The organism is uncultured Sphingobacterium sp. (assembly GCF_964277905.1).
GTDB lineage: Bacteria > Bacteroidota > Bacteroidia > Sphingobacteriales > Sphingobacteriaceae > Sphingobacterium > Sphingobacterium siyangense.
In genome coordinates this window covers 61,844-87,954 of the sequence record NZ_CAXYKD010000029.1, presented here as the reverse complement: position 1 = coordinate 87,954, position 26,111 = coordinate 61,844, and the positions used below count along the sequence as shown (strand labels likewise).

Sequence of the window (26,111 nt, the reverse complement as noted above, 5' to 3'; positions counted from 1 at the left end):
GCTGTTTTTTGAGGAAATAAATAGCACTGAAAACAAAGCCAAACGGTGCTGTTAACATGTGATGAAGATAAGTTTACAAAAATGAATAAGCTGCCCATACCAATAGATAAAATTGTCGCAAACAAGGCGTTTGCCCTTAGCGACGTCGATCAAGTGCATCTTGAGTGGTATGAAGTCCATAAAAGACGCCTGACGCGTAATACAATAAACGGAAAAGCAATCCTTATGCAATTGGACCAGGGAGCGGAATGGCACCATGGTGATGGTTTATTTCATCAGGAAGCGTTACAAGCGATCCTGGTTGTCAAGCCTTCGTTGACGATAAGATTTAATCCAACGGATTTGGTTCAGCTTGCAGATTTCGGTTATTTCATCGGAAACAGACATCTGCCGATATTCAACGTAACAGATGCCGAATCGCTTCGTCTTCCTTACGATGGACGGCTTTATGAACAGGTTCTGGCAAAATATGGAACGTCGATTCAGTTGGAGGAAGCCTTACTGTTATCCGAAGATTTGATTCGTTTGCAGGCGAAAAATAAGAATAATCCAGATTTGAAAGGAGTAGACGGGCATATTAGCCTGGGTGAACAAGTTCGAAAAGATAATTAAATGAAAGTGAATCGAATTATAGTTGTATTGCTTTTGGTATGCTGTGGTATATGGAGTGCCTGCCAAAATCGGCAATCCGGCACGCTCAACAGTCAAGTGAAAGCAGTCGATAGTAGAGGGAAGGAAGTTGTGTTGGCGCATGTGGCAAAGCGTGTAGTTGTACTATTCCCTTCGCTTGTTGATGAAGTGTATATGTTGGGCGCTGAAAATAGCCTTGTAGGTATTCCTGAACAGGTTTATCAGCTCGAAGATACCTATAGCTTTTTATCCAAATTGGATCAAAGAATTGCAAAAAAAGAACTGGCAACGCCTACCTTCGCAGGCCAGGCAAATAATGTAGAAAGCATAGTGGGCTTGAACCCTGATCTTGTTTTGACGTTCAATACTGATCAGGATAATATTTCTCAATTAGAAGATCTTGGAATTCCCGTGTTTACTTTTTCTTCGCAGGATGAAAAAAGTATTTTTAATGAACTGATAGGGATGGGAGCCTTACTTGGAAAGAAAGCGCGAGCGGAAGAAATTGTTCAATTTGTTTCGGCGGAGATCAAAAAAATGACTGCTCCCAAGGATCAAATACAGAAGAAGGTTTATTATGCCTGGTCTAAAGGTAGAGTACTTTCGACATCCGGTCGTGGTAGTTTGATTGATATGGCGATCCGGCTTTCGGGCGCAGCTAATGCCTGCCCGTTAGAAATGGAAGCCCCAAATGTCGGTGCGGAAACGATTTATAAATGGAATCCGGACCTCATTATTCTTTGGAATTCTAAATTGGCAGACGTATATAATCTGAAGGAACTCGCGGCATTACCTGCAGTGAAAAATAAACAGGTATTTGTGATGTCACCGTCTTTCCCATTCGATCCACATACCGTCAAATTTATGCTTTTTGCCAAACAGATTAGACATTGGTGTTTTTCGGATTATACGAAACAGCAGCTTGATCAGGATATGACCATAGCTTTTGAAAAACTATACGGTAAAGCAGGACTACTTCAATGATACATCGATTAAAAAAGCTGTTTCTGCTAGTTGTTTTACCGCTGTTGGTTTTATTGCTTTCCTTACTTGTAGGATCGAGTCAGAACATTGGTTTTGTCGAGCTCTGTCAACGCATCGGATTGGAAGTGGGGATTTATATCGGAGACCATAATACGGTATTGAAAGATAACATGGACACGATATTGTGGCAGGTACGTTTACCACGGATTCTGTTGACCTTTATGGTCGGAGCTGCTTTAGCGTCTTCTGGTGGAATTTTGCAGGCCATTTTTAGGAATCCAATCGTTGATCCTTTTACATTGGGTATTTCTTCGGGATCTGCTTTTGGGGCCGCATTGGCCATGTTGTTCCCTTTATTGTCAGTCAATCTATCGGCATTTCTGTTCGGTGTATGTGCTGTAGGTTTGACCTATTTTGTTTCAAATGCGGGCTTGAAAACTTCGATTGTTGGAATGGTGTTAGCTGGAATGGTTATTTCCGGTGTATTTACAGCAATGTTAACCCTGTTACAATACATTAGTGATCCCTATAAATTACAAGCTATTGTGCAATGGACAATGGGGAACCTACATACAGCATCATGGTCGAAAGTACAGCAAGCGTTCCTGCCGATCACAATAGGATTGGGGATCCTGATCCTTTTGCGCTGGAAGCTGAATCTTCTCTCCCTTGGTGATCAAGAAGCAATTGCTGTTGGCGTTAACCCGAAAATATTGAAATTGGTCTTCATTGCTGTAGCAACACTAATTACAGCGTCTGCCGTGGCAGCTGTAGGCGTAATTAGTTTATTTGGATTAATTGTACCACATATCAGCCGCATGATCTTTGGACCCAATAACAATATTATTGTGTGGGCAAATATCAGTATTGGAGGTACTTTCTTATTACTTATCGATGATTTTTCTAGGGCTGTTATGCCATTTGAAATTCCGATAGGTGTTTTTACGATGATTATTGGTGCTCCCTTGTTTATCTACCTGATGCGCCGTAATGAAATCAACTGGAATTCATGAGTAATTCGATTCATATCAAAAAACTTTCTTTTGCCTATGGTAAGGATATCATTTTAAATGATGTAAACATGTCATTTCCGGAAGGAAAGCTTTCTGTTATTCTTGGTCGAAATGGAAGTGGTAAATCGACTTTGTTTAATATTATTGCCGGGCTGGAAAAAAAATATAACGGATCAGTTCTTATCGGTGAAACGGAACGCCGCGATTGGAAGGTTGGTCGGGCCAATTCATTGAAATTGGGTTTTCTGAATCAGTTCCATCAGACCACATTTCCTTTTAGCGTTGTTGATGTTATTCTGACGGGACGAGCCTCATTTTCTCGTTTTTCACCAAGTAAGGAAGATTTCGAGGCAGCTGAACAGATCTTGGATAGATTTAACCTCACACATTTAAAAGACAAACCCTATACCTCTTTGTCTGGAGGAGAGCGACAATTGGTATTACTTTGTCGCGTGTTGGTACAACAACCTGATTTATTATTGCTTGATGAACCCACCAATCATTTGGATCTGAAATACCAGATTGCGGTTCTGCAGACAGCCAAGGAGCTGGTCAAAGAGGGGACAACCGTGTTATGTGTGATGCACGACCCCAACATGGCGTACCTTTTTGGTGATCAGTTTTATCTGATGAAGGACAATAGGCTCGTGGATCTGCACGGTCTGGAGCAGGAGCAAGTACGAGAATTATTGGAACAGACCTATCAACTTCCTTTGATCAGTTTGGAAAATCAAAAGAAATGGATGTTTGTTCCGATGCTGGGTGCGGATAGGGCATTTGACACCATTGCGGGTTCAGCGCATAACGCCGAAGCCAAAACTGAAATGAATACGCCATGACGAAGCTGCCTAAATAGGTGTCTTTATGAAAAATCATGGTTTGTACCTGAGATGCTCAGTTTACTGTGCAAATATTTTAAAAATAGCTATAACGATATGAATACCATCAAAGACAGCGGCAATATATTGGTTAATAATCAACTGATGAGCAAGCGATGTTTTCCCACACAACCCCATTTGAAAAATATCAGCATATCTCGTGTTGAAAAGGAAGATATTGATGTCGTATTACCTTATGTTATTGAATTTCGAAAACAGTTGTTCCCGATGTTGGATGCACATAAGCTTCCCAAAGATCTACTGGCATTTTCAGCCGTGTATCTTGAGGCTGAGGCTGGTGCGTTCTTGCAGGCAAAAGATCAACAGGGTAAACTGATTGGCGTCGTTGGTATGCTGGCTTATGATTACCGTTTCCCGCACTTGGATATTGATAGAAGGAAAACGGTGGAAGTTGCTCGACTTTTTGTGGACCCGAGTTACCGTAGGTCAGGTTTGGGAACGGCCTTATTCAAGGGCTTGGTCGCTGTAGCTAAGGAGAAAAGTATTGAAAGGCTTTATTTACATACCCACCCATTCCTCACTGGAGCCTATGAGTTTTGGGGAAAACAGGGATTTCAATTGAAAGACTTTTGTAATGAATCGAATTTTCCAACGATACACATGGAATTATTCGTTGATCGTATTGCTTAAACCCAACAGTGGGTATGCCAAAAAATATATAATTTATTCGAATGAACAACGTAATGAAAGCGCTAGCTTTCGCTTTATTGACAAGTGCTTCCGTACCGGGAGCGGTGTATGCACAACAAGGTGTGGCACTATTTGGTAAGATCCAGGATGAAAACGGTAATCCAATCTCAGGGGTCACATTAACCCTGGCAGATCGACAACAACAGACAAGTTCTAATGCTCAGGGCGAATTTAGTTTTACCGGAATAACTTCTTTTCCTGTACAGTTACGTGCAGCTGCAATCGGGTATAAGCCTGTATTGCTAGATTTGAACACGGCCAACTGGAATGCAAAAAAAGGAGTTCGATTGCTTATGGTAGCCGGTGATAATACATTGGATGAAGTATTGGTTACGGGTAGACGCAACAATTCATATCTGACAAATAATATGGAGCTGGGGGGTAAATTTGCAGGAAAATTAAAGGTTCTACCGCAATCTGTCGCTGTACTCAGTAAGGAATTTATCGAAGATAAACAGGCTTTTACTACTGGAGCGCTGGTACAGGACCTGGCTGGTGTGACAGAAGCATCTTCCTATGATGATGTTGTTATCCGTGGTTTCAAAAGCGGTTACGAAACGGGTGTTCGACTTGTCAATGGTTTACGCTCGGGGTATGGTTATGGTAACAGTTATTATAATTCACCATTAACGATCAATCTTGAAAATATCGAGGTTTTGAAAGGGCCTGGGGCATCTTTGTTTGGGGATATTGTGCCGGGTGGTACAATTAATATGACGACAAAGAAGCCTTTGGAAGATTTTAAGGGGCATGTGAATTTTGCCGGCGGTAGTTTTGAAACGATGCGAACTACTGTGGATCTCGGTGGACCATTGGATAGTGCCAAGCGTATTTTATATCGTTTTAACGCGGGTTATGAAGATACGAAGACTTTTCGTGACGTAAATCGTCAGAAACGAATGATGATTGCTCCTTCCTTTACCTTCAAACCAGCTGAAGGTACTGTGGTTGATATTGACATGGTCTATAATCAGTTCAACGGTTATCTTGATCGGGGAATGGGTATTAAGGAAAATAACTTTTATGCGTTACCAAGATCATTTACGTTGAGCCAGCCTTCTGATTTTTATAATTCCAAGACTTTTTCATTAAGCGCTCGATTGTCTCAGCGTCTGGCAGAACATGTTAGTTTGAATCTGAGCTACATGAAATCCATCTATCAGGAGGATGTCAATGAACACCGGACAATGAATACCTTTGCTGATGCACCACATAATACCATTATGAATATGCGCTTTTTTGATCGTCATGGACGCGATTATACCGATAATGTTGTCGGTTACGTTAAGTGGGATCTTTTGGGCGATAGAGTTGATCATCATTTGGTTGCCGGGATTGATTTTGCCCAATATCGAGGCGACAAAGAAAACCAATTGCGGGAGGCTAGGCAGCAAACTATAGATGGTAAAGTTGTTCCTTTGACTTTTGATTTGAACAATCCCACTTATACGACTCATGATCTGACGAATTATGTATGGCGTACGGGAGTCGCTTATCCTTTTTTGAGCCCTTATAAAACAACGGGTAAATATATACAGGATCAAATCAGCATTGACGACCGACTGAAACTTATTGTAGGTCTACGTCATGAACACTATTCTTCTGAAACACTTGATGGACAAAATCGGTTTCATGCGACACAAAATGCCTTATTACCTCGTTTTGGTGTAACCTATGGAATCAATAAACAGATTAACTATTTTGCAAGTTATTCACAAGGGTTTGTGCCTGTAGGCGCCAATTTTATTCAGAACTATAAAGATTATGGAGCCGATAAACCCTTTGATGCCGAGCGGAGTTTCCAGGTGGAAACAGGGGTGAAGACGGGTTTCTTTAAGGAACAATTGCAAGTTGATCTATCCTTATTCCGAATTGAACGACGGAATATGCTCATCGCCACAGGGGCTATCAATGATTCAGGACTGCCGGAGTATAGACAATCTGGCAAAGCGCTATCGCAGGGTGTTGAACTCGATGTGCGTGGGCAGTTGACGCGGGAATTCCAGGTTATGGCCAATTATACCTATAATGATACGGAGGTGAAATCATCCTCGGTTCCTTCTGAAATAGGGCAGTCCCTGCCAGGAGCACCCAAAAATATGGCGAGTGCCTGGTTAAAATATGTGTTTTCAAATAGTACCTTAAAAGGCTTAGGTTTTGGTGCTGGTGTTTACTATGTAGACCGTAAGCGGATGGACAATAGTATCGGAAAGGATAGCGATGGAAATGCACTCTGGGGACAATGGCCATCTTATACAACTGTTAATGCAGCGGCCTTTTACCACGTTGGTGCTATGAAAATGGCCGTAAACCTGAACAATGTATTCGATAAATATTACTTTTTAGGTGGTTTTGACTACACGAGAGCCTTTGCTGGTGCACCGAGAAATATCATGGTATCAGTTGGTTACTCTTTTTAAATTCGAAAGATTGATCTAAAATCTCCAAAGCGGGCTTTTTCAACAAATTTGGACTATTTAATTCAAGATTTGTACTAGTCAAGTAGCCCGCTTTGGTTGTAAATTTGAACAACAAATAATAGAATTGTGAACACAAGAATGAGGTATAGTTTAGTCTTTTTAGTTTTCCTTTTGAGCACCCTGCTCATGAAAGGAATAGCTATACCGACGCATTCTACTGTCCAAAATGTACCCGTCTTCCGGATAAGCCTGGCGGCTTTACATGCTCATGTAGAAAAAGGTTCAGGAAATTCCGAGCGGGAAAATTTGGTCGCTGCGGTTAAAGATCATGATGTTTATGATATCACCGAACAGATGGACCTCAAAGATGAATGGAGCAAGCTGCTCTATTGGGGAGTGCTTTCAATTTGTCTTTTTGTATTCTGCTATCCTGTACGTCTCAAAATTCAGAATAACAGAAAACCTTATATGGATCGATTGATCCTTCCGCCAAAATATATTCTTTTCCAAAGTTTAAAGATCCCGTTTCTGGGGTAAAAATTTCCATTTCTTACAACGGTTGAGAAAAGACAGACCTTGCGCTGCGTAGGGGTGTAATCTGTCCTATTCATCACGATTTTGAACGATTTTTTTAAGTCGTATGGCCTTGTCGTGACCGGTACTCACCGTGACTTGTTTTAATTCGAATAACAACAATTTAAATAATATTTATATGCATTTATTACCTAGAGAGACAGAGAAGCTATTGCTTCATCTTGCCGGCGAACTAGCGAAAAAACGTAAAGCTAGAGGACTTAAATTAAACTATCCGGAGTCTATTGCATTGATCAGTAGTGAACTTTTGGAAGCTGCTCGTGACGGACGTACTGTTGCTGATTTAATGCAGTATGGTGCAACGTTGTTGACACGTGAAGATGTCATGGAAGGTGTCCCTGAAATGATTCATGATGTACAGATTGAAGCTACATTTCCAGATGGTACAAAACTGGTTACTGTTCATAACCCGATTCGCTAATTGTTAAAAATATAATCTATGATCCCAGGAGAATTTTTTATTGCAGATGGCTATGTTATCTGCAATGAAGGTAGAGAAGTTACAAAGATCACTGTGACAAATACAGGTGATAGACCAATTCAGGTAGGTTCACATTTTCATTTCTTTGAGGTGAACAAAATGATGGAGTTTGATCGTGAAAAAGCATTTGGCAAACGGTTGAATATTATCGCCAGTACAGCAATTCGTTTTGAACCAGGTGAATCAAAAGACGTCGAATTGGTCCCGTATGCAGGTGCAAGAAGGATCTATGGCCACAATGATTTGGCAAATGGAGATACCGAAACCGAAGTTGCGAAAGCAAATGCAATGAAAAAAGTAAAAGAACAAGGCTTTAAAAACAAAGTATCATGAGTTTAAAAGTTAGCAAATTAAATTATAGCGCCATCTTTGGCCCTACAAGTGGAGATAAAATCCGTTTAGGAGATACAGATATCATTATTGAAGTCGAAAAAGACTACGCTTACTACGGCGATGAAGCCAAATTTGGCGGTGGTAAGACTGTCCGTGACGGGATGTGCCAATCTTCAGTTCATACACGTGATGAAGGTACACTGGATATGGTGATCACTGACGCTATCGTCATTGACCACTGGGGTATCGTGAAAGGCGATATTGGTATCAAGGATGGTAAAATTGTTGGTGTTGGTCGTGCTGGAAATCCGGATACGATGGACAATATTACACCAAATATGATTATCGGTGCTTCTACTGAGGTACATGGTGGATCGGGATATATCTTAACTCCAGGTGGTATTGATACCCATATTCACTATATCAGCCCAACACAAGTTGAAACGGCCTTGTATAGTGGTGTTACAACAATGATTGGAGGTGGTACAGGTCCAGCGGATGGAACAAATGCAACTACAGTAACACCGGGTAAATGGAATTTACGCCGCATGTTGCAAGCTGTTGAAGACCTTCCAATGAACTTCGGTTTCTTTGGTAAAGGAAACGTAGGTACGGAACAACCTATTGTGGAACAAATTGAAGCAGGCGCGCTAGGCGTTAAAATCCACGAAGATTGGGGTGCTACACCAGCAACAATCGACAGAGCGTTGACTGTTGCAGATCAATACGATGTGCAGGTTGCAATCCATACAGATACCTTGAATGAAGCGGGTTTCTTAGAAGATACGATCCAAGCTATCAATGGACGTGTCATCCATACATTCCATACAGAGGGTGCTGGTGGTGGTCACGCGCCAGATATCATCAAATCGGCGATGTATCCAAATGTTTTGCCAGCATCGACAAATCCAACACGTCCATTCACAAAAAATACGATTGACGAGCACTTGGATATGCTGATGGTTTGTCACCACTTGAGTAAAGAAATTCCGGAAGACGTAGCTTTTGCTGACTCTCGTATCCGTCCGGAAACGATTGCCGCTGAGGATGTACTGCAAGATCGCGGTGTATTTAGTATCATGAGCTCGGATTCGCAGGCAATGGGTCGTGTAGGTGAAGTCATTACACGGACTTGGCAGACTGCAGACAAAATGAAGAAACAAGTAGGGCCATTACCTGAAGACGAAGGCAAGGACAACGATAATTTCCGTGCACGTCGTTATGTAGCGAAATACACGATCAATCCAGCAATTGCTCATGGTATTTCCAAATATGTTGGTTCAATCGAGCCCGGTAAAATTGCCGATATGGTGATCTGGCGCCCTGCTTTATTTGGCGCAAAACCAGAAATGATTATTAAGGGCGGGATGATTATCGCTTCAAAAATGGGTGATGCGAATGCTTCTATTCCTACACCACAACCAATTATTTTAAGAACAATGTTCGGTGGTTTAGGTAAAGCTGTTCACCAAACTTGTTTTGACTTTGTCTCTAAAATTTCATTGGAAAAAGGAATTAAAGAAGAGTATAAATTGGAAAGAACCTTACTTGCTGTAGAAAATTGTCGGAATATCTCCAAAAAAGATATGATCCACAATGACGCTACACCTGAAATTATCGTCAATCCAGAGAATTATGAGGTAAGTCTTGACGGTGAGATCTTGCGATCAAAACCGGTTGATACAGTTTCGTTGGGACAACGATACTTCTTGTTTTAACCCTATACTACTTTTTTATGGCGTGATCCGATATCACGCCATAAACTATGAAAAACAATATGTTGATGAAATCATCATGGGCTTATCAAAAGCGCATAAAGAGAGGGAATAATGACGGCTCATGATGCTTCATTACTGCTAAAATACGATTTACGCTAATGAAAAATTTGAAGACATTTTTAGGCTGTTGTATAGCAATAGCATGCTTTACGATACAATCGGCCTATGCGCAAAAGGGGGGTATCATGGTTTATGGGTCACTGAATTACCACGAAACAACAGCGGGGCATCAATTTAGTGCCGCTCCGGTGGGTGCTGCCTATTTTTTCACCGACAACATGAATGCGGGGCTAAACTATGGATTCAATTCTGCTAAGGATAAAGCACTGGATTTCACAGATCATTCGCATGAAATAGGACCTTTCTATAGTAATACTTGGCCTCTGAGTGAGCATTTCATGTTAATTGGTCAGGTTGATGTGCACTATTTGTGGGGCGATCAACATGTCGCTACCGGAGGTACTATGGTCGATGGTAAATACAATGGCTATCTATTCAGAGTGTACCCGCTTGTGGGTATCGCCTTGGGAAAAGGTTGGGCATTAAAAGCTAAAGTGGCAGAATTGTCTTATAAAAAGAGAAATAGTAAAGATGCTGCTATTCCCAATGATCACGAAGTCATTACGGGAATCAATGGGTCTACAGTAGGTTTAGGCTTATCTAAAAATCTATTTATTAAAAATTAAAAAATGATAATCACGGAAATCACAAGGAATATTCAGGGTGAGCAGATCAATAAGCGTCTTGATTCGCTCGCTATTGAATGGTATGAGTCGACCAAACGTATTCAACGTTTACGTACAGCGGAGGGAATGGATATTGCCGTCAAATTGTTGGGTAATACCTCCAGTTTGCAGGATGGTGATATCTTGTACGAAGATGAAGAGAAAATGGTTGTGGTAACGATCAAACCTTGTGAAGTCATCCGTGTCATGGCAATTGATTTCCTGCGAACTGCTTTTGTAGCCAGTGAAATTGGAAACAAACATTTGCCTCTATTTGTGGAGGCAAATGAATTGCTTATGCCTTATGAAAGATCAATGTACGAGTGGTTAGCGAAACAGGGGTTTGACCCGCAACGTTGCGAGCGCCAACTTTTACGTCAGCTCAATGCAAATGTCGACCCAAAACATCATCAGAAGATGAAGTTTTCGACGAAGAATATACCGCTCTTAATCAGCGGTAAAGCCTTCATGAATTCGCAAGGGCCAGCAGCTATGAACGGAGATTGAAGATCCTTTCTGTCCGATAAGCGAGCGTAGCGAGCGCATTGATGTCTTAATGGGAAAAATAGGGATCAAAGGAAAAACTTGGTCAGCTTGGATGCCCAATGATAGAGAAGATTACGCAAGGGGCTGATTGGTCCTTGAAGATATATACTTACAATAAAAAATAATGTCAATGAAAAATACATTTCTAGGCAAGTTACTTCATCTAGCAGATCCTACATTGCCAATTGGTGGGTTTACCCATTCAAATGGACTGGAGACCTATGTGCAACAGGGCTTGGTCTGTGATAAGGCTACGGCGGACAATTATGTGCGTCATAACCTCTGGTATAATCTGAAGTACAATGATGCTGCTTTGATGAAATTGGCCTATGAAGCAACTTCTTCGCAGGACATGGATGCATTGATCGCCCTAGATCAAGAATGTACAGCATTAAAAAGTCCAAGAGAAATTCGCGATGCCAGTAAAAAACTGGGCGTCCGTATTTATAAAATATTCAGTCGGTATCAACAGCAGGATTTTATGCTGTCCTGGGGTGAATTAATCCAAAAGAAGGAAGTAGATAGTCATTACTGTTTGATGTATGGCATGTTGGCGTCACTTTTAGAAATTCCTTTGGAAGAAGCGTTACACGGCTTTTATTATAATGCCGCTATTACGATGGTGACCAATGCTGTTAAACTGGTGCCATTAGGGCAGTTGGATGGCCAAGATATACTTTTTGGTTTACATGATGATATACTTGATCTCTGCAAAGAGACCTTAACAGTTGAACGGAATTTAGTGGGCTTATGCAACATTGGATTTGACATCCGTTGCATGCAACACGAACGATTATATTCTAGAGTTTATATTTCTTAAAAAACAATTACAATGGAAAATAGAAAATATGTTAAAATAGGGGTTGGTGGACCAGTAGGGTCTGGTAAAACAGCATTATTGGAAAGATTGAGCAGACGTTTGATGAACGAAATTGATCTTGCAGTAATTACGAATGATATCTATACGAAGGAAGATGCGGAGTATATGGCCAAAAATAGTTTGCTGCCCCGTGAACGAATTATCGGTGTAGAAACCGGCGGTTGCCCGCATACGGCCATACGGGAAGATGCGAGTATGAATCTGGAAGCTGTAGATGAACTAGCAAGTCGCTTCCCGGATTTAGAATTGATTTTGATTGAAAGTGGTGGTGATAACCTAACTTCTACCTATAGCCCGGATCTCGCCGATATTACCATTTTCGTAATTGATGTTGCCGAAGGTGAAAAAATGCCTCGTAAAGGTGGTCCAGCAATTACTAGATCTGATCTTTTATTGATCAATAAGAAAGATTTGGCACCCTATGTAGGCGCAAGCTTAGAAGTAATGGAGCATGATGCACGTAAAATGCGCAAAGGTTCTCCATTCTTATTTTCAAATCTAAAAACCGGAGATGGTCTGGAAGAGATTGTAGGCTGGATTAAAAAATACGCACTCCTTCAAGATGTTGAGGAACCTAATTTACTACGTTAGTTATGATCTGTTCTTTAGATATTAAAATAGCACATCGCGAAGGAAAATCCTTTTTAAAAGATGCATATGCGACACAACCGTTTCGTATCGTTCCAGTTGGACAATATCAAAAAGACAATGCAGCGTATTTGATGATTATGAGTTCATCGCCTGGTTTGTTGGATGGAGATGACCATCGTATTCAAGTTGATATTGCTCCGGGGGCTAAGTTGCAGTTACAAACGCAAGCTTACCAGCGTTTGTTTCATATGAAAGGCCATTCGTCCCAAACTATGGAAGTGAATATTGGTGAAAATGCTGTTTTTTCTTATGTGCCCCATCCTGTAGTACCACAACATTCGTCTCATTTTTTGAGCCATAACATTGTACATCTTGCCTCTAATTGTCACTTATTGCTTAGTGAAATCGTGACTTGTGGTCGGAAAATGTCCGGAGAAGAGTTTATGTACAATCACTTTCAAAATCTGACAGAATGTTATGTCAATGGTAGGCTTGTTGTGAAAGATAATGTATTGCTGCAGCCAGATCGTATGCCTATACAAGGCTTAGGTATTTTGGAAGGCTATACGCATCAGGGAACTTTGATCTACCTTAATAGTGCCGGCTTGAATCCAAGTGACTGGATCGAGACTTTCCATGAACAATACGGGGAAACCAAAGACGTTGCGTTTGGTATTAGTGAATTGCAGCACGACGGTTTTATGGTTCGCGTTTTAGGTTACGGTGCCGAACAGCTTTATCTTCTTTTTAAAGAAATGCAGAGCGCATTATGGGACAACATATTTTTGAATAACAACTAATTATATTCCAATGAAAAATAACATCCTAGCTTTTGTAAAAGCTTTTTTTAAAGGATTTGGGCAAATTATGTTACAGGGTAACATTTGGACGGGTATTTTATTTATAGGCGCCATTATTTATGATTCGGCACTAATGGGCTTTGCGGGAATCCTCGCCAATATCGTTGGGGTATTGACTGCCAAGTTGATGAAATTTGATGAGGATCATATCAATGATGGACTCTTCGGATTTAATGCTACGCTTTATGGTATTGCTTTGGTTTTCTATTTTCAGACAAACGTCTGGGTATGGGGAGCTTTAATCGTCGGATCTGCATTGACCACCATCTTGATGGGATTTGCATTAAAGAAAAACCTGCCGGTATTTACATTTCCTTTTATCTTAATTACCTGGATCGCATTGTATGTGTTGAGTATTCCAGAATTGGCTTTACGGACGGTACCCGAGCATTTTGTTGATATTCAGGAAATGGATGATTTCTTAATCGAAGGCCATGCCTTTGGTCAGGTTATTTTTCAGGGTAGTTTAATTGCTGGATTGATCTTTTTCATTGGGGTTTTCCTGAGCAATCCCATGGGAGCACTTTACGGTTTCGCTGCTGTTATCATCAGTGTTTATATTTCGCATCATGGCCATGAATCTGCAGATATGACCAATAATGGCATTTTTAGCTTCAATGCGGTCTTGGTTGGAATCGCTCTGAGCGGCCCACGTGTTCGTGACGGTGTCTATGTGCTGATCGCAGTTATTATCGCCACCTATTTCGATCACTTTTTGATTCACCATGGGTGGACGACATTGACTTTCCCATTTGTTTTTGCGATGTGGGCGATGCAACCGGTCAAACTTGTGGATAAATGGTTGGTGAATAAATTTTCATCAGCCGAAGGGACTTCCTAGTCCTTTTTGTGAACTAAAATTTTATGTATGTTTAAATTTCGTTTAATAAAACTATTCCCAATAATGCTCTTATTGGGAATTCATGTAAATACGGTCTACGCGCAAGTCAGTCCGCCGGGATTAGGAAAAGCAAGGACCGCATCTTGGTCCGTGCTGGGCTTACGCCGGAAACTGGATAGTGCGGGAACCAAAGAGGCACTAACCTACATTGGTCTGGGAACCAAAAGTACGCCCGACGATTCAAATCCATTTCATAAGCAGGCTATTTGGGTTTTAAACCATGAAGTCTATCATAAATTTGCCAAAAATCAACAATATAGCTATGCATTGAGCTATCGTCGCCAAAACGTTTATGATGAGGCGGCACCCTACCATAATGAAGGTGTCGAGCAAGAATTTAGGTTGTATGGGCGATATGCGTATACATTTACCCTGAATGATCGTTTGAAATGGAAAAATACCTTAAGGCAAGAGTTTCGAAAGTTCTTTACAGCTGATTTTCAGAAAACAGAAGAGAATTTTCAATTTAGGACCCGCTTGAAGTCGCAGCTAAATTTTAAAATTTCGGCTAAAAATAAACAAGAATTGGCTTTGAGCGCAGAAGGGCTTTTTGCAATCAGTAAGCTCTACGAACCTGCTAGTGCATGGTCTAGCTTTGCTTATAAAGAGACCCGTCTGGGTTTCTATTACATGACAGATATTCCTAAGACGCCTTTGCGATTGGATCTGGGTTATATGAACGACTTAATTAAAGGCTATGACAAAGTAGATTTTGGCGTTCATTATTTGGCCGTAGATTTAATCTGGAATCTACCTTACAGTAAAAAACATTAGCCCGCCATAAACTTATGTTTTCTATAGTCACTGGGTGAATACCCAGTGATTTTTTTGAACAGCCTAGTGAAATACGAAGGCGATTGAAATTTCAATTCAAAGGCTATACCGGCAATATCTCTCGTAGCATCCTGCAGCAGAATCTGGCTATGTAAGATACTTATTTCGCTAATCCATTGCTTCGGTGGTTTATTGGTCGCTTCTTTAACACATTTATTGAGGTAGTTTTCTGAAATATGCAATAAATTGGCATAGAACAATACGTTTTTATGATCGATATGGAATTTTTGTACATATTCGCGAAAACGGAAAGCAATATCTAGCTGTCGGCTCATCGGGGCCTTTGTTTCAATATCCGATTTTATCACCTTTAATAAGATACACTGCATCATTGAAATGCAGACTTCCATCACACGGCCCTCAGTAAAAAGTTCTTCTTCCAATAATACCAACATTTGTTGGATCCAATGTGCTACATGGGCTTTTAGTGTGGTAAAAGGATGGGAATTGAAAAATTTAATATCGTTTATACCGAGTTCAATATCAGTCACAATTTCATTTTCATAGACCACAAAAAAACCTTCTACATCATCAGAGATTGCCAGTGTGGCCGTGATATTGCCTTGTTTGATGTTAATGACTTGATTTTCAGTTAATGTGTAAGATGCGCTTTCGAGATGTTGGGTTAGGGATCCCTTCGTTACAAAAATGAGAAAATTAAACGTTGTACGATAGGGGATGACAGGCATCAGGATACTGCGTAGGTAATTCTCAATTCGATAGACTTGAATTTTATTTTCATTGAATAAATTGTGCTCAGAAACATCAGGTAGAAATAACTTTTTGTACTCGTAATTGTTGATGATCTTAATCGAATTTTTCATAGTCTTAAAACAACGTACTTACTAATGAAATCAACTAAAAAAGAATAGTTGTATGTATGACAAATATACTTAAAAGTTTGCGAAAAATAGGTTAAAATCCAATGCTTTCATTCAAGTAATTACTCGTGCTAATGGAGTGTAAAAGCCTATTTACTACATATTCTCCTGATTTCCTTTTAGAAACTCGGAGGTGAAATGTTGTTGCTGTTTTTCGTGGCTAAATTTCTCCCTATTATAGGAAGCCGAATGACCTTTGGGTATCGATAAGGTGGACCATTTATCATCCAAACATATTTTTCCGATATAGAGAATCTGCCCGATGTGGTAAGGATAATGTGCGAGTTGCCGCAAGATCGCTTCCATGACGGTATGTCCCTGATTACGGATATAGATGATTTTAACGAGATCTTCTTCTCCGAGAGATTCAATTGCTTGAAATAGACAACCCCATCCAGCATTCCAATAGGTGATAAGCTCATCGCGATCTGTCCAGCTGTTCTCAAATTCCTGATCCCGGTTCCTATTTTCTTTTTCACCATCTGTGCTGAGAAAATCCGTCCAACGGGAAAGCATATTTCCACCTAAATGTTTTACAATTAATGCAATGCTATTGCTTGAATCATTTGGATGCCAAAAGAGCTGTTCAGTGCTTAGTTGTGTAAATGTCTTATCACCCAATGATTTATAATATTGAAATTGCTTTATACAAGTCGCTAAGAAATTATCCATTACGCCGAAAGTTTGTCATTTATATGCATATTAATATACAAAAATGTCGTGAAATCGAGACCTAAAATAGTTTTTTTGAGCAGAAATCTGGTGTTGCTATCGATCTCACTAATTTCCTGATACTGCTTTTTGAAGTGATTAATGTGTAAATTTAGAAGGAGAAGGAGAAGGAGAAGGAGAAGGAGAAGGAGAAGGAGAAGGAGAAGGAGAAGGAGAAGGAGAAGGAGAAGGAGAAGGAGAAGGAGAAGGAGAAGGAGAAGTGTGAGCAAAAAGGTCGATAAAAGCAAAGGTGATACTGGGGTATGTATCACCTTTAAGCTAACTAAACATTAAACATAAACAAACAGTCTTTATTAAAGACCACACTAAAAATTATAGTACTACTCTGCCGCTAGTTGATTTGTCAACTTGGACATTTTTTGGTTGATTTTTTAACGCAATTCTTGCAGATGTAGAAACCTTTCCTTGTAAGTTTTCTTTCACGCTGAGCGTTACATTTGCAGACGAATTCGCTTGTATTTGGGCATTTGTTGTTGAGAAACGGCTCATATCAACCGATGCCGATGAGTTGGTGTTCAAATTTAAATTTGAAGCACTTCCCGAAATGTCTTGGCTGGACGAACTACTTGCAGATACCTGCAAATTTTTACTGCTCACATTCGTTGTTAAACTACTCGAAGAACTTGTTGAAAGGCTTATATCATCCGCAATTAATCTTTTAAGGGATATGCTTGCTGAAGAAGATACGTCAACAGAAATTTTATCGGCCTTAATTGTTTCATCAGTATGAATTGAACTGCTAGAAGATGCCGAAAAACGTGTTGGTATCTTGCTTGAGTAAACAGTTACGCGATTGTTTCTCGCATTTCTGACAGAACTGTTTCTTTTATACTGTACATAGAGTGTACCGTTTTTTACAGTCGTTTCGATAAGGGATAAATGCTCGGGATTATCTGCTTCAACAACAACCTCGTTGCGATTAGAGTGAATATAATCTACACGTAATGAAGTTGCCGATGAAATGCCATCTGGAGCAGTGATTTTGCGTGTTTCGCGTTCTTGTGCCTGAGCTACATATAAAAATGAAATAAAGGCAATGGTTAAGATTCTTTTCATTATTTTTCTATTATTAGTTTAAATTTATTGTTACTGAAAGTTTCATTTTAATTTCCCTTTTTATCGTTTCTTATGTGCTTATGCACACGCTCTATTGTTAACTGCCACCTATAGTATAATAGTAATGCCAAAACTTTAAATCCGTTTAAAATGCTGATTAACACTAGTTTTGTTCCTGAGTGCTATTTTCGTTAATGCTCATTTTTGAACATCAACTGTTCGGTATCGGACAATAGTTTGTTTACCATACCCTTCGTTTATAGGCTGCTAACCAGAATTGATACTCTAATTGGGAAGCTGTTATAAATACTTGTCGCATCTTCTCCCGTTTTGTTGCAGTAGTTTCTGCTGCAATTTTGTCAACGTAGTTTTTCGCCTTGATAACGCCCTGCGCAAAATCTTCACCGCTATAGGTTTCTATCCATTTGGAATAGGGATTTCCTTGTGTATTTGCTGTCGATACAATGTGATCTCCGACCTCCTTATAAATCCAAAAACAGGGGAGTGTTGCCGCCATAGCGACCTCAACGCTCTCGAAAGCGGCTACGCTTTTAAGAAAATGGACATAATGATGGCAGGTTGGTTCGATCTTGTTGTTCTTGTCGGCAGGACTTAAACCAAATTCTCGAAAGTAATTTTCGTGTAATGCCCGTTCAACAAGAAGCGCATTGCGACCAAATTCGAAATAGTCCAATGCTTGTTGGTTATCCGCACTTTTTGCACCTATAAAGGCGAGCACACGGCCAAATTCTTCTAAATAGAAAGCATCCTGCTGCATGTAAAATTGAAATTTATCCAGGGGAAGACTACCATCACTAAGCTGAACAATAAACGGCATAGTAAGTATATCAGAATAAATAGCTGTAATGGATTCCCAGGCATGATCAGTCCAGTTCATATTGAATAAGTTTAATCGGATTGTGGAAGTGATTTAATGGCCCATTTCCTTTGCCAATGACGAGATCTTTGCTACCAGCTATTGCTGCGTGTATATAGGTCAATGCGAAGTCTACTGCGCTATCGAGACCAACGCCTTGTGCCAAATGGCTCGCAATTGCTGAAGAAAGCGAACAACCGGAACCATGTGTATTTTTGCTGTTAATTTTTTGAGATTTGAATTCAATTGGTGGACTCTTGTGCTGGAACAACAGGGATGTTAATTCTTGACTTTGTAGATGCCCGCCTTTAATCAAAACGGATTGACAACCTTTCGCCAATAGGCTATTTCCCGCTTTTTTCATCTTCTCGACATTGTCAATAACTTCGTCTACTAAAACACTTACCTCGTCTAAATTTGGTGTAATCAGCGTTGCTAAAGGAAAAAGAAGTTCTATACAGGCTTGAATTGTATCATCGTGAATGAGCTTGTGCCCGCTGGTCGAGACCATGACTGGATCAAAAACAATAGGTCCCTTATATTCTTTTAAATAGCTGCTAATAAGCTCCACAAGTTCAATATGGTGTACCATCCCTATTTTGATTGCATCGGGATAGATGTCGTCAAAAATAGCATCCAATTGGTCCTGGACGGCTGCTGTAGGAATGTCATAAATACGTCTTACACCTTGTGTGTTCTGAACGGGTAAGGCAGTTAACACATTCATGGCATAACAACCTAATGCAGATATGGTTTTGGTATCTGCTTGTATACCTGCACCACCGCTACCATCGAACCCTGCAATGCTGAGTACGGTAGGGACGCGGTATTTTTTATCTTTTGTCATTTTAATAGTTCTTTTAGTTGTGCACTGGCAGCTCTGGGATCTTGACTTTGGCATATGGCCGAAACGACTGCAATGGAGTCTGCACCGGCATTCCAGGTCTCTTCTGCTGTTTGTAAATTCATCCTTCCGATAGCGATCAATGGTTTTTCCGTCCTACTCCGAAGTTGTTTTAAACCCGCAATTCCCCATTCAGTAACCGTATCCACTTTTGTTTTCGTAGAAAAAATGGGGCTTACACCAAGGTGGTCGACGGCGTACATTTGTTGACTTTCCAGTTGTTGCATGTCTTCTATGGACCAGCCTATGGTTAATTTATCACCATATTTTTCGCGAATAGCGAGCGGCTGCAAATCATTTTGACCCACATGTATCCCCCATGCCTCGATTTGGGCAGCGATTGCTACGGCATCATTGATCACGAGCGGAATACCATAATGATCGGTCAGTTTTTTCAAACGGATGGCTTTATTCAAAAATGTGGCCGGATCGTCAGCTTTTTCGCGCAATTGTATAAGATCGACTCCACCAATAATGGCTTCTTCGGCAACATTGAGCCAATTTTGAGGATAACAGTCCCGCTCAGAAATCACCAAATATAAAGGGTAGGGAAAAAGCGGATTAATGCGCATAGCGTTTGATCTTGAGCTTTGATTTTAGACGTTCTGCATTGAGCTGATAGAGTTCATCATAGAGATTCAATTGCAGGGTACCCGGTCCAGCTGCTGTTTGGGCAGCGAGTTCTCCCGCTAAGCTCAAAATGGATACACCGGCAACAGCTGCTTCAAAATATTGGTCTGTAACACCTAGAAATGCACCAATAAGCGCAGTAGCGCTACAGCCAAGTCCAGTTACCTGTGTCATTAAAGGGTTGCCATTAAAAACTTCAACCCGGTATTGCTGTGAAAGGATATAGTCTACTTCTCCAGAAATACAGATAATGGAGCCGGTTTGCTCTTGCAATAATTGGCCAAATCGGAGGGCATCTTTACTCGCTGTCGTGCTGTCGACTCCTTTTGTGTTCGGTTGGTTGAAATTGTACAGCGTCATGATTTCTGAAGCATTTCCACGAATAACCGTGGGTTTGAGATCCAGTAGATTGGATAATAAATCATTGCGGAATGCTGATATCCCAGCACCAACAGGATCAAGTACCCATGGCCGTCCAATGGTATTGGCATGTTCGGTAGCAACCAGCATAGCTTCGGCAGTATCTTCACTCAAGGTGCCGATATTAATGACAAGAGCTTGTGCAATATCGACAACCTCGCGTACTTCTAATGGGCTGTGTACCATCACAGGGGACGCTCCTAAGGCTAAAAGTGCGTTGGCAGTATTGTTCATCACGACTAGGTTTGTGATGTTGTGTACAAGGGGTTTTTCGACCCTCAGCTGCTCTAATAAATTGATAATTGAATCTTCCATTTTTTTACATATGCTAAGATATACTGTGTGGCCTTGGAGGGAAGAAGAGCAATAGCCTGTGCAGTAAAGGAGTATACTGTACAGTGGATTTTTGCTTTTCCCTACGCCGGTATAAACCGAATCAGGTTCAAAGGGACTATCTCAATTCTATACAGAATACCCCCAAAGCCAGACCAAACTTAAACAAAAAAGAGGACATTTCATATCCGTCATTTTTCGATCATTAGCTTGTTGAATTAATCGGCCGGATTTTGATCGGCACTAATTTCAATGTATTCAACGGGTGTATAGGTAACCCGGGCAAAATTTTTGGTCAAAAGTTCGGTTTCCAAAATCTTTCCACCCTGAAACTTTAAAAACTTCTCGCGCCAAATCTCATTTTTCCGAAAGAACTGATTGTCTATTTTAAGAAATTGATGTTCTTTTTCAACGACATGGTACGCGAAATCCAGTTCTTGATCAATTCTTAATTCGCCCTCTAAACATTTGTCTGTGAACCAGAGATTTATTTGAAAGGTGTAAGGCGTGTTGTTGGTGAATTGATAGTCGCGATAATTATAAAAGACGGTAGCTCCACTACCGAATGGCAAAACACGGCCATCGTCCGGAAATGGATCAAAAGAGTGGTGATAACGTTCATTGACGGTGAGTGGGCTATGGATAACAAGCCAATGGATGAGGTTGGATATTTGACAGATTCCACCGCCAATACCCGCTCTTGCTTCACCAAAGGATAACTCCATGCCGGGCAGATATCCTTTTTTTACAGTGGGTAGTCCAACGAGTTTACAAAATGAAAAGGTTTCCTTCGGTCTGATCAGAATGCTATTAATCTGTGCTGCTGCAATTTTCAGGTTGGTAACTTTGTTAATCTGCAATTGCATATTATTTTCGCCCAGTTTTTTTAATAAGACAGACTGATGCTTTTTAATACGAAAGGGAAGTTTTTCAGTTGATTTAGCTGTGCTGTATTTCTTATTATCAAATAGCCAAACGGCTTTGCGCTGCACTCTTCTCGCCCATACTGCAATAAAATAGAGTATGGGATGACGTTGACTGATCAGTTTTCTTTTTCTCAATTTGACGTTTATGTATCGCTATCAAAATTAGTGCAGAAATATGTTTTTTGCCGAATTTCGTCGAATATTTTTTTATCAAAATCACGAATCTTATTGTCTGAGCTTAGTGCAGTTTTTCAGTTCGTTTAGTTGGTTTTCTTTGCCTGTATGTATTTCGCTGTTAACTTTCCCTCCTTGTTATAGATCAAGCTTTCGTAGGCACAGTTTCCGAGATCTTTTACAATAGATTTTTGTTGTAATACACCCTCATAATAAAACTCATCAATCGTTTCGTTGGCTCGGTACGATCGCTTGATTTCGGCTGTCAGTCGATCGCTTTGATCGAAGGTTTGGCGTAGTGTGTAGTCACTTGTTTGCGGACTATCATACTGATAGCGGACGCGACTTTCTCTTTGATCATTTCTGCCCGAAATCTCTTCAGTAATTCGATTCTGTTGATCATAACTGTAAATGGTCCAGTCTCTCCGTTGATAGACAAAATGAATGGATTCACTTTTTATAACCTGGAGTTTACTGTTCAAGTGATAAATCATCGCCGATTCGAATGTAGGATCGTAGGAAATAATGGCATTTGGGAGATACCGGTAAATTGTACTGCTGCTCCACTTACTATTGCGAAGGTACTGTATGGAGTCGATAAGTCCGAATTGATTATAGCATCTTTTGTTGTAATAATTATTTCCCCCGGAAAGATTGTTCGATGTGATCTCTTTGCCTTCTTCATATACCGTCGTCATAATTGCACCGGATTGCACCGCATTTTCGTCCGAAAACTGCTGCATTACATAAGTGCCGTCACATTTATTCTTACGCTGACTGTAATAAAGAGGAAGAGCGGAATTTGCGATAATAGCCGCTGCATATTGCCCGGATGGAATAAATTGAACTTGTGCGATTGAATCAAAGAAATGTGAGGCATTATATTGTGCAGAAGCTTTCTTTGACGCAATTTGTGTGCTGGTGTTTAATATCGGTTTGGCTGCTGCCAGATAGGTATTACTATCGTATATGATCTTGGGTTTTGCTAATCCATCAAACAAGATCATGGCATGACGTTGCTTCAATGACAATACGTCGATAGTCCATTGGTGATTTTTAACGATGAATGTGAGTTTTTTTGCATCCGTTTTTGTGACCAGTAACTTTGTTGTGCTATAAGGCACTAGTTTGAAAATCTCAGCAGCATTTTTTTCGTGTAGACGCATGATAAAATCAGTTGATTTATCGGACTCATTGGTTACAAAAATAACTGCATGCGTTGGGCTAGCTATTGTTAGCGATTTTACTGTTTGCGATGCTGCGCTGGGGCTATATAACAGCAATATCAACAACTGAATGATAATCGGATAAATATGCAGTTTCGCGTTATAATTCATTTGGGTCGATATTGCTGTTTGCTATTTAATTTAATACTTCTTTCAAAAATAATAAGGTGTGCTCCCAGGCACGTTTAGCCATTACGGGGTTATATTCGGCTGACTCGGGATTCGTAAACGTATGTCCAGAATTTGCGTAGGTAATTATTTGCCAGTCTGCTTTTCCTTCATTTAATTCCTTGACCAACCCATCGTAATCTTCTTTTGATACGCTTTTATCGGCTGCTGGGTGCTCAACGAGTACTTTTGTTTTGATCGAACCATTGGGTCTGTCGGCAGCTTTGGATAGGCCTCCGTGGATACTGATCACTGCATTGACGGGGAAGCCGGCCCTTGCCGCTTCTAAGGCTCCTGAACCTCCAAAACAATAGCCGATGATAGCAATTTTCGTCGGATCCGCACCCTCTTTTTTCAGTTGTTCCAATGCGAGCATTATGCGATGCTGATAAGCTTTATAGTCTGTCTTGTAGTGGCCGGCAATTTTCGAAGCTGCGGTGTTGTCCGAAGGAATATTTCCTTCACCGTAGATGTCGGCAATGAAAGCGATGTACCCTTCTTTTTCAAGAAGCAATGCAGCTTGTTTCGCTTCGTTGTCAATTCCCTTCCATGCCGGAAGAATTAAGACAGCAGGGCCTTTTTTTGCCCTATTGGCGGTTACCATGCCGTTGAGTTTTTGTTCACCATCCTGGTAAGAAACCTGTTTTAATTGTTGGGCCTGCGTAGTCATGGTGACCATAGTAAGCATCAATAGTGTCATAACTGTTTTCATCTGTAAATAATTTGTTCCGCTTATTATTTTGTGTGATCAGAAATGAACCTAATTTGGAGTCCATCTCAACTAAATATAATTTTCAATGTACATTTTTTTCACTGTCTCCAATCTGAAGCTACGACTTGATGGATTCAATGATACCAATAACATCGAGCTGTCCGAGACCTTGATCGTGTGCTTTCCCGTAGGTTTCGAGTAAGGTCTTGAGGAGGGGATAGTCAGCACCGGCTTGTTGAGCCAGTCGAATATCTTTCAGCATAAGATCTAGCGCGAATGCAGGACTGTAGTTTTCTTCCACCAATAATGGTGTTTTCACTTTTGTTGCCCCACTGCCGCTGGCACTATCGTTGATGATTTCGAGCATATCGCTTCGTTGAATTCCCAGTTTATCTGAAAATAAGATCGTCTCCGCGAGACCTTGGTAGATGGTGGAAAGGAAATAGTTGATCGCAAGTTTAGCGGCAATTCCCTGGCCATTTTCGCCAAGATGTTTGATCGATTTTCCCATCTGCTCGAGGTATGGTCGGGCGCGATGAAGGTCTTCGGGATCACCACCCACCATAATAATAAGTGTACCCTCAGTCGCTGGTTTGGTACTGCCGGCAACGGGAGCATCGATAAAAGCAGCGCCTTTTTCTTTTAGCTTAGTGGCTATTGAAATACAGCGTTCACGAGATATTGTACTCATATCGACAAATAATTTGCCCTTGATCTCCCTTTGGAGGATTTTTTCATAAACTTCGTTGACCGCTTCATCATTGGTGAGCATGGAGAATATCATATCGCTATGATCGACTAATTCACCTATATCTTCTCTGATAATTGATTGCTCTTCAAAGCCTGCTGCTTTAACCTTGTTTCTATTGTAAACAGAAAGGGGGAATCCTGCTTTTTCTAGATTTTTAGCCATGGGGTATCCCATGTTTCCTAATCCTATAAATCCTAATTTTTCTATCTTCATCTAAAAATTACATTAATTGCTCTTGAAATTTACGTATAACTAAAGATACGAATGTTTTGCTCATTCCACCAATACCCTAATTTCGTTACGAAGCAGCACTATTTTATCTTCCTGTTCCAGTTTTTTTAAAATTCGGGAGACAACGACTCGGGATGTATTTAAATCGGAAGCGATATCCTGATGCGTAAGGGTGAGTATTCGGTCGTCATTCAGCTTCACTTTGGCTTTTAAATAGTTGATGATGCGTTCTTCCATGTTGGAAAAAGCTAGACTATCAACAGCTTGTAACATTTCGTCCATACGGCTTGAATAGCTTGATATGATGAAATTTCGCCAGGAAGGGTATTTTCCCATCCAAAGGTTGACAAGCTCATTTGGAATCATGGCTACAGTCGTTGTTTTTTCTGCGAGCGCACGAATTTCACTTTTTTTATTCCCGAGGCAACAGGCTATTGACATTGTACAGGTTTGACCTTTTTCCAGATAGTAGAGCAACAATTCGCCTTTATCTTCGTCCTCCCGGACAATTTTTATTGCCCCATCCAAGAGGAGAGGCATCGCCTTGATATATTGATTGGTATCAATGATGAGATCACCTTCACGGAACGTTTTTATATGCGCGTTTTCCGCTATTTCAGCGATTAATTCCGGTTCAAGAATGCCTGTATAAGCTTGTTCTATGGATAACATATTTTTTAAATTAGTTAAAGTTAATTATTTATAGGCTTATTTCAGCTGTTGTGGGAAGAAAAGGAGGTAGGTAGAAACGACGGATTGAAAGAAACAATTTTTAGCACCGCATGGGGATAAGCTATAAAATCTTGTATGCAATTCATAAAAATCGTAAAATTGATAAATTTTGATTTATTCAAAACAGACAAAATATTATTCTGATTATTTTTGATGTTTTTTCATGAATAGGATGGATGTATTGTATTTATTTTATGTA

28 protein-coding genes, 1 pseudogene and 1 riboswitch are annotated in these 26,111 nt (G+C 40.4%); of the genes and pseudogenes, 17 read left to right on the top strand and 12 right to left on the bottom strand.

The window, feature by feature from the left end:
• Positions 1-81 precede the first annotated feature (81 nt).
• From ACHWSC_RS13080 to ACHWSC_RS13000, 17 genes and pseudogenes are all read left to right on the top strand, one after another.
• Positions 82-612, top strand: coding sequence for a hypothetical protein (locus ACHWSC_RS13080; protein WP_394677036.1), 531 nt, complete (start codon positions 82-84; stop codon positions 610-612).
• Entirely contained in the window at positions 613-1,614 is a 1,002-nt protein-coding gene (locus ACHWSC_RS13075; RefSeq protein WP_394677035.1) for an ABC transporter substrate-binding protein, read from the top strand. It abuts the gene before it with no gap.
• Positions 1,611-2,627, top strand: coding sequence for a FecCD family ABC transporter permease (locus ACHWSC_RS13070; RefSeq protein ID WP_394677034.1), 1,017 nt, complete (start codon positions 1,611-1,613; stop codon positions 2,625-2,627). Before ACHWSC_RS13075 ends, ACHWSC_RS13070 begins: the two co-directional genes overlap by 4 nt.
• Complete coding sequence (locus ACHWSC_RS13065; protein WP_394677033.1) at positions 2,624-3,466, top strand: ABC transporter ATP-binding protein; 843 nt, start codon at positions 2,624-2,626, stop codon at positions 3,464-3,466. Before ACHWSC_RS13070 ends, ACHWSC_RS13065 begins: the two co-directional genes overlap by 4 nt.
• A 96-nt stretch (positions 3,467-3,562) precedes the next feature.
• Positions 3,563-4,156, top strand: a complete 594-nt coding sequence (locus ACHWSC_RS13060) for a GNAT family N-acetyltransferase (RefSeq protein ID WP_245972824.1) — start codon at positions 3,563-3,565, stop codon at positions 4,154-4,156.
• 41 nt (positions 4,157-4,197) lie between these two features.
• A complete protein-coding gene (locus ACHWSC_RS13055; protein ID WP_394677032.1) occupies positions 4,198-6,636 on the top strand; it encodes a TonB-dependent siderophore receptor in 2,439 nt (812 codons plus the stop codon).
• Between the two features lie 186 nt (positions 6,637-6,822).
• Positions 6,823-7,173 (top strand): hypothetical protein, encoded by a 351-nt coding sequence (locus tag ACHWSC_RS13050; protein WP_201667739.1) that lies wholly within the window; start codon positions 6,823-6,825, stop codon positions 7,171-7,173.
• A gap of 175 nt (positions 7,174-7,348) precedes the next feature.
• On the top strand, positions 7,349-7,651 hold the full coding sequence (ureA, locus tag ACHWSC_RS13045; RefSeq protein WP_075993440.1) for an urease subunit gamma: 303 nt from the start codon (positions 7,349-7,351) through the stop codon (positions 7,649-7,651).
• An 18-nt stretch (positions 7,652-7,669) separates the two neighbouring features.
• Positions 7,670-7,975: pseudogene (gene ureB, locus ACHWSC_RS13040) on the top strand (urease subunit beta); the annotation flags it as partial.
• A gap of 65 nt (positions 7,976-8,040) precedes the next feature.
• On the top strand, positions 8,041-9,762 hold the full coding sequence (gene ureC, locus ACHWSC_RS13035) for an urease subunit alpha (RefSeq protein ID WP_070567879.1): 1,722 nt from the start codon (positions 8,041-8,043) through the stop codon (positions 9,760-9,762).
• A 158-nt stretch (positions 9,763-9,920) separates the two neighbouring features.
• Positions 9,921-10,508, top strand: coding sequence for a hypothetical protein (locus ACHWSC_RS13030; protein WP_088162253.1), 588 nt, complete (start codon positions 9,921-9,923; stop codon positions 10,506-10,508).
• A 3-nt stretch (positions 10,509-10,511) separates the two neighbouring features.
• Positions 10,512-11,054: an urease accessory protein UreE gene (locus ACHWSC_RS13025; RefSeq protein WP_394677031.1), complete on the top strand. Its 543-nt coding sequence runs from the start codon at positions 10,512-10,514 to the stop codon at positions 11,052-11,054.
• A gap of 169 nt (positions 11,055-11,223) precedes the next feature.
• A complete protein-coding gene (locus ACHWSC_RS13020) occupies positions 11,224-11,913 on the top strand; it encodes an urease accessory protein UreF (protein ID WP_115050528.1) in 690 nt (229 codons plus the stop codon).
• 12 nt (positions 11,914-11,925) lie between these two features.
• Positions 11,926-12,564 (top strand): urease accessory protein UreG, encoded by a 639-nt coding sequence (gene ureG, locus ACHWSC_RS13015; RefSeq protein ID WP_075993436.1) that lies wholly within the window; start codon positions 11,926-11,928, stop codon positions 12,562-12,564.
• Between the two features lie 2 nt (positions 12,565-12,566).
• Positions 12,567-13,364, top strand: coding sequence for an urease accessory protein UreD (locus ACHWSC_RS13010; protein ID WP_075993435.1), 798 nt, complete (start codon positions 12,567-12,569; stop codon positions 13,362-13,364).
• Positions 13,365-13,374: 10 nt separating this feature from the next.
• Positions 13,375-14,265: an urea transporter gene (locus ACHWSC_RS13005; RefSeq protein WP_120332584.1), complete on the top strand. Its 891-nt coding sequence runs from the start codon at positions 13,375-13,377 to the stop codon at positions 14,263-14,265.
• A gap of 27 nt (positions 14,266-14,292) precedes the next feature.
• Positions 14,293-15,099 carry a hypothetical protein gene (locus ACHWSC_RS13000; protein WP_394677030.1) on the top strand — a complete coding sequence of 269 codons (807 nt, stop codon included), beginning with the start codon at positions 14,293-14,295 and terminating at the stop codon, positions 15,097-15,099.
• Here the strand turns inward: ACHWSC_RS13000 and ACHWSC_RS12995 are convergent.
• The 12 genes from ACHWSC_RS12995 to ACHWSC_RS12940 form a co-directional block, all read right to left on the bottom strand.
• Positions 15,096-15,983, bottom strand: a complete 888-nt coding sequence (locus tag ACHWSC_RS12995) for an AraC family transcriptional regulator (RefSeq protein WP_075993432.1) — start codon at positions 15,981-15,983, stop codon at positions 15,096-15,098. The two genes, ACHWSC_RS13000 and ACHWSC_RS12995, sit on opposite strands and share 4 nt — an antisense overlap.
• Positions 15,984-16,136: 153 nt before the next feature.
• A complete protein-coding gene (locus ACHWSC_RS12990; protein ID WP_394677029.1) occupies positions 16,137-16,712 on the bottom strand; it encodes a DUF1572 family protein in 576 nt (191 codons plus the stop codon).
• A gap of 372 nt (positions 16,713-17,084) precedes the next feature.
• Positions 17,085-17,828: a GIN domain-containing protein gene (locus tag ACHWSC_RS12985; protein WP_075993430.1), complete on the bottom strand. Its 744-nt coding sequence runs from the start codon at positions 17,826-17,828 to the stop codon at positions 17,085-17,087.
• 241 nt (positions 17,829-18,069) lie between these two features.
• On the bottom strand, positions 18,070-18,726 hold the full coding sequence (tenA, locus tag ACHWSC_RS12980; RefSeq protein WP_120332588.1) for a thiaminase II: 657 nt from the start codon (positions 18,724-18,726) through the stop codon (positions 18,070-18,072).
• Positions 18,713-19,552 (bottom strand): bifunctional hydroxymethylpyrimidine kinase/phosphomethylpyrimidine kinase, encoded by an 840-nt coding sequence (gene thiD, locus ACHWSC_RS12975; protein ID WP_394677028.1) that lies wholly within the window; start codon positions 19,550-19,552, stop codon positions 18,713-18,715. The genes tenA and thiD overlap by 14 nt, the downstream gene beginning before the upstream one ends.
• Entirely contained in the window at positions 19,549-20,181 is a 633-nt protein-coding gene (gene thiE, locus ACHWSC_RS12970; protein ID WP_394677027.1) for a thiamine phosphate synthase, read from the bottom strand. Before thiE ends, thiD begins: the two co-directional genes overlap by 4 nt.
• Positions 20,171-20,974 (bottom strand): hydroxyethylthiazole kinase, encoded by an 804-nt coding sequence (thiM, locus tag ACHWSC_RS12965; protein WP_075993426.1) that lies wholly within the window; start codon positions 20,972-20,974, stop codon positions 20,171-20,173. The genes thiE and thiM overlap by 11 nt, the downstream gene beginning before the upstream one ends.
• 81 nt (positions 20,975-21,055) lie before the next feature.
• Positions 21,056-21,148, bottom strand: a riboswitch (TPP riboswitch).
• Positions 21,149-21,210: 62 nt separating this feature from the next.
• Positions 21,211-22,053, bottom strand: coding sequence for a VanW family protein (locus ACHWSC_RS12960; RefSeq protein WP_236582807.1), 843 nt, complete (start codon positions 22,051-22,053; stop codon positions 21,211-21,213).
• A gap of 125 nt (positions 22,054-22,178) precedes the next feature.
• Positions 22,179-23,429 (bottom strand): hypothetical protein, encoded by a 1,251-nt coding sequence (locus ACHWSC_RS12955; protein ID WP_394677026.1) that lies wholly within the window; start codon positions 23,427-23,429, stop codon positions 22,179-22,181.
• Between the two features lie 25 nt (positions 23,430-23,454).
• Positions 23,455-24,198: a dienelactone hydrolase family protein gene (locus ACHWSC_RS12950; RefSeq protein WP_313182006.1), complete on the bottom strand. Its 744-nt coding sequence runs from the start codon at positions 24,196-24,198 to the stop codon at positions 23,455-23,457.
• Between the two features lie 118 nt (positions 24,199-24,316).
• On the bottom strand, positions 24,317-25,162 hold the full coding sequence (locus ACHWSC_RS12945) for an NAD(P)-dependent oxidoreductase (RefSeq protein ID WP_394677025.1): 846 nt from the start codon (positions 25,160-25,162) through the stop codon (positions 24,317-24,319).
• 60 nt (positions 25,163-25,222) lie between these two features.
• Positions 25,223-25,852 (bottom strand): Crp/Fnr family transcriptional regulator, encoded by a 630-nt coding sequence (locus ACHWSC_RS12940; RefSeq protein ID WP_075993423.1) that lies wholly within the window; start codon positions 25,850-25,852, stop codon positions 25,223-25,225.
• Between the last annotated feature and the right edge of the window lie 259 nt (positions 25,853-26,111).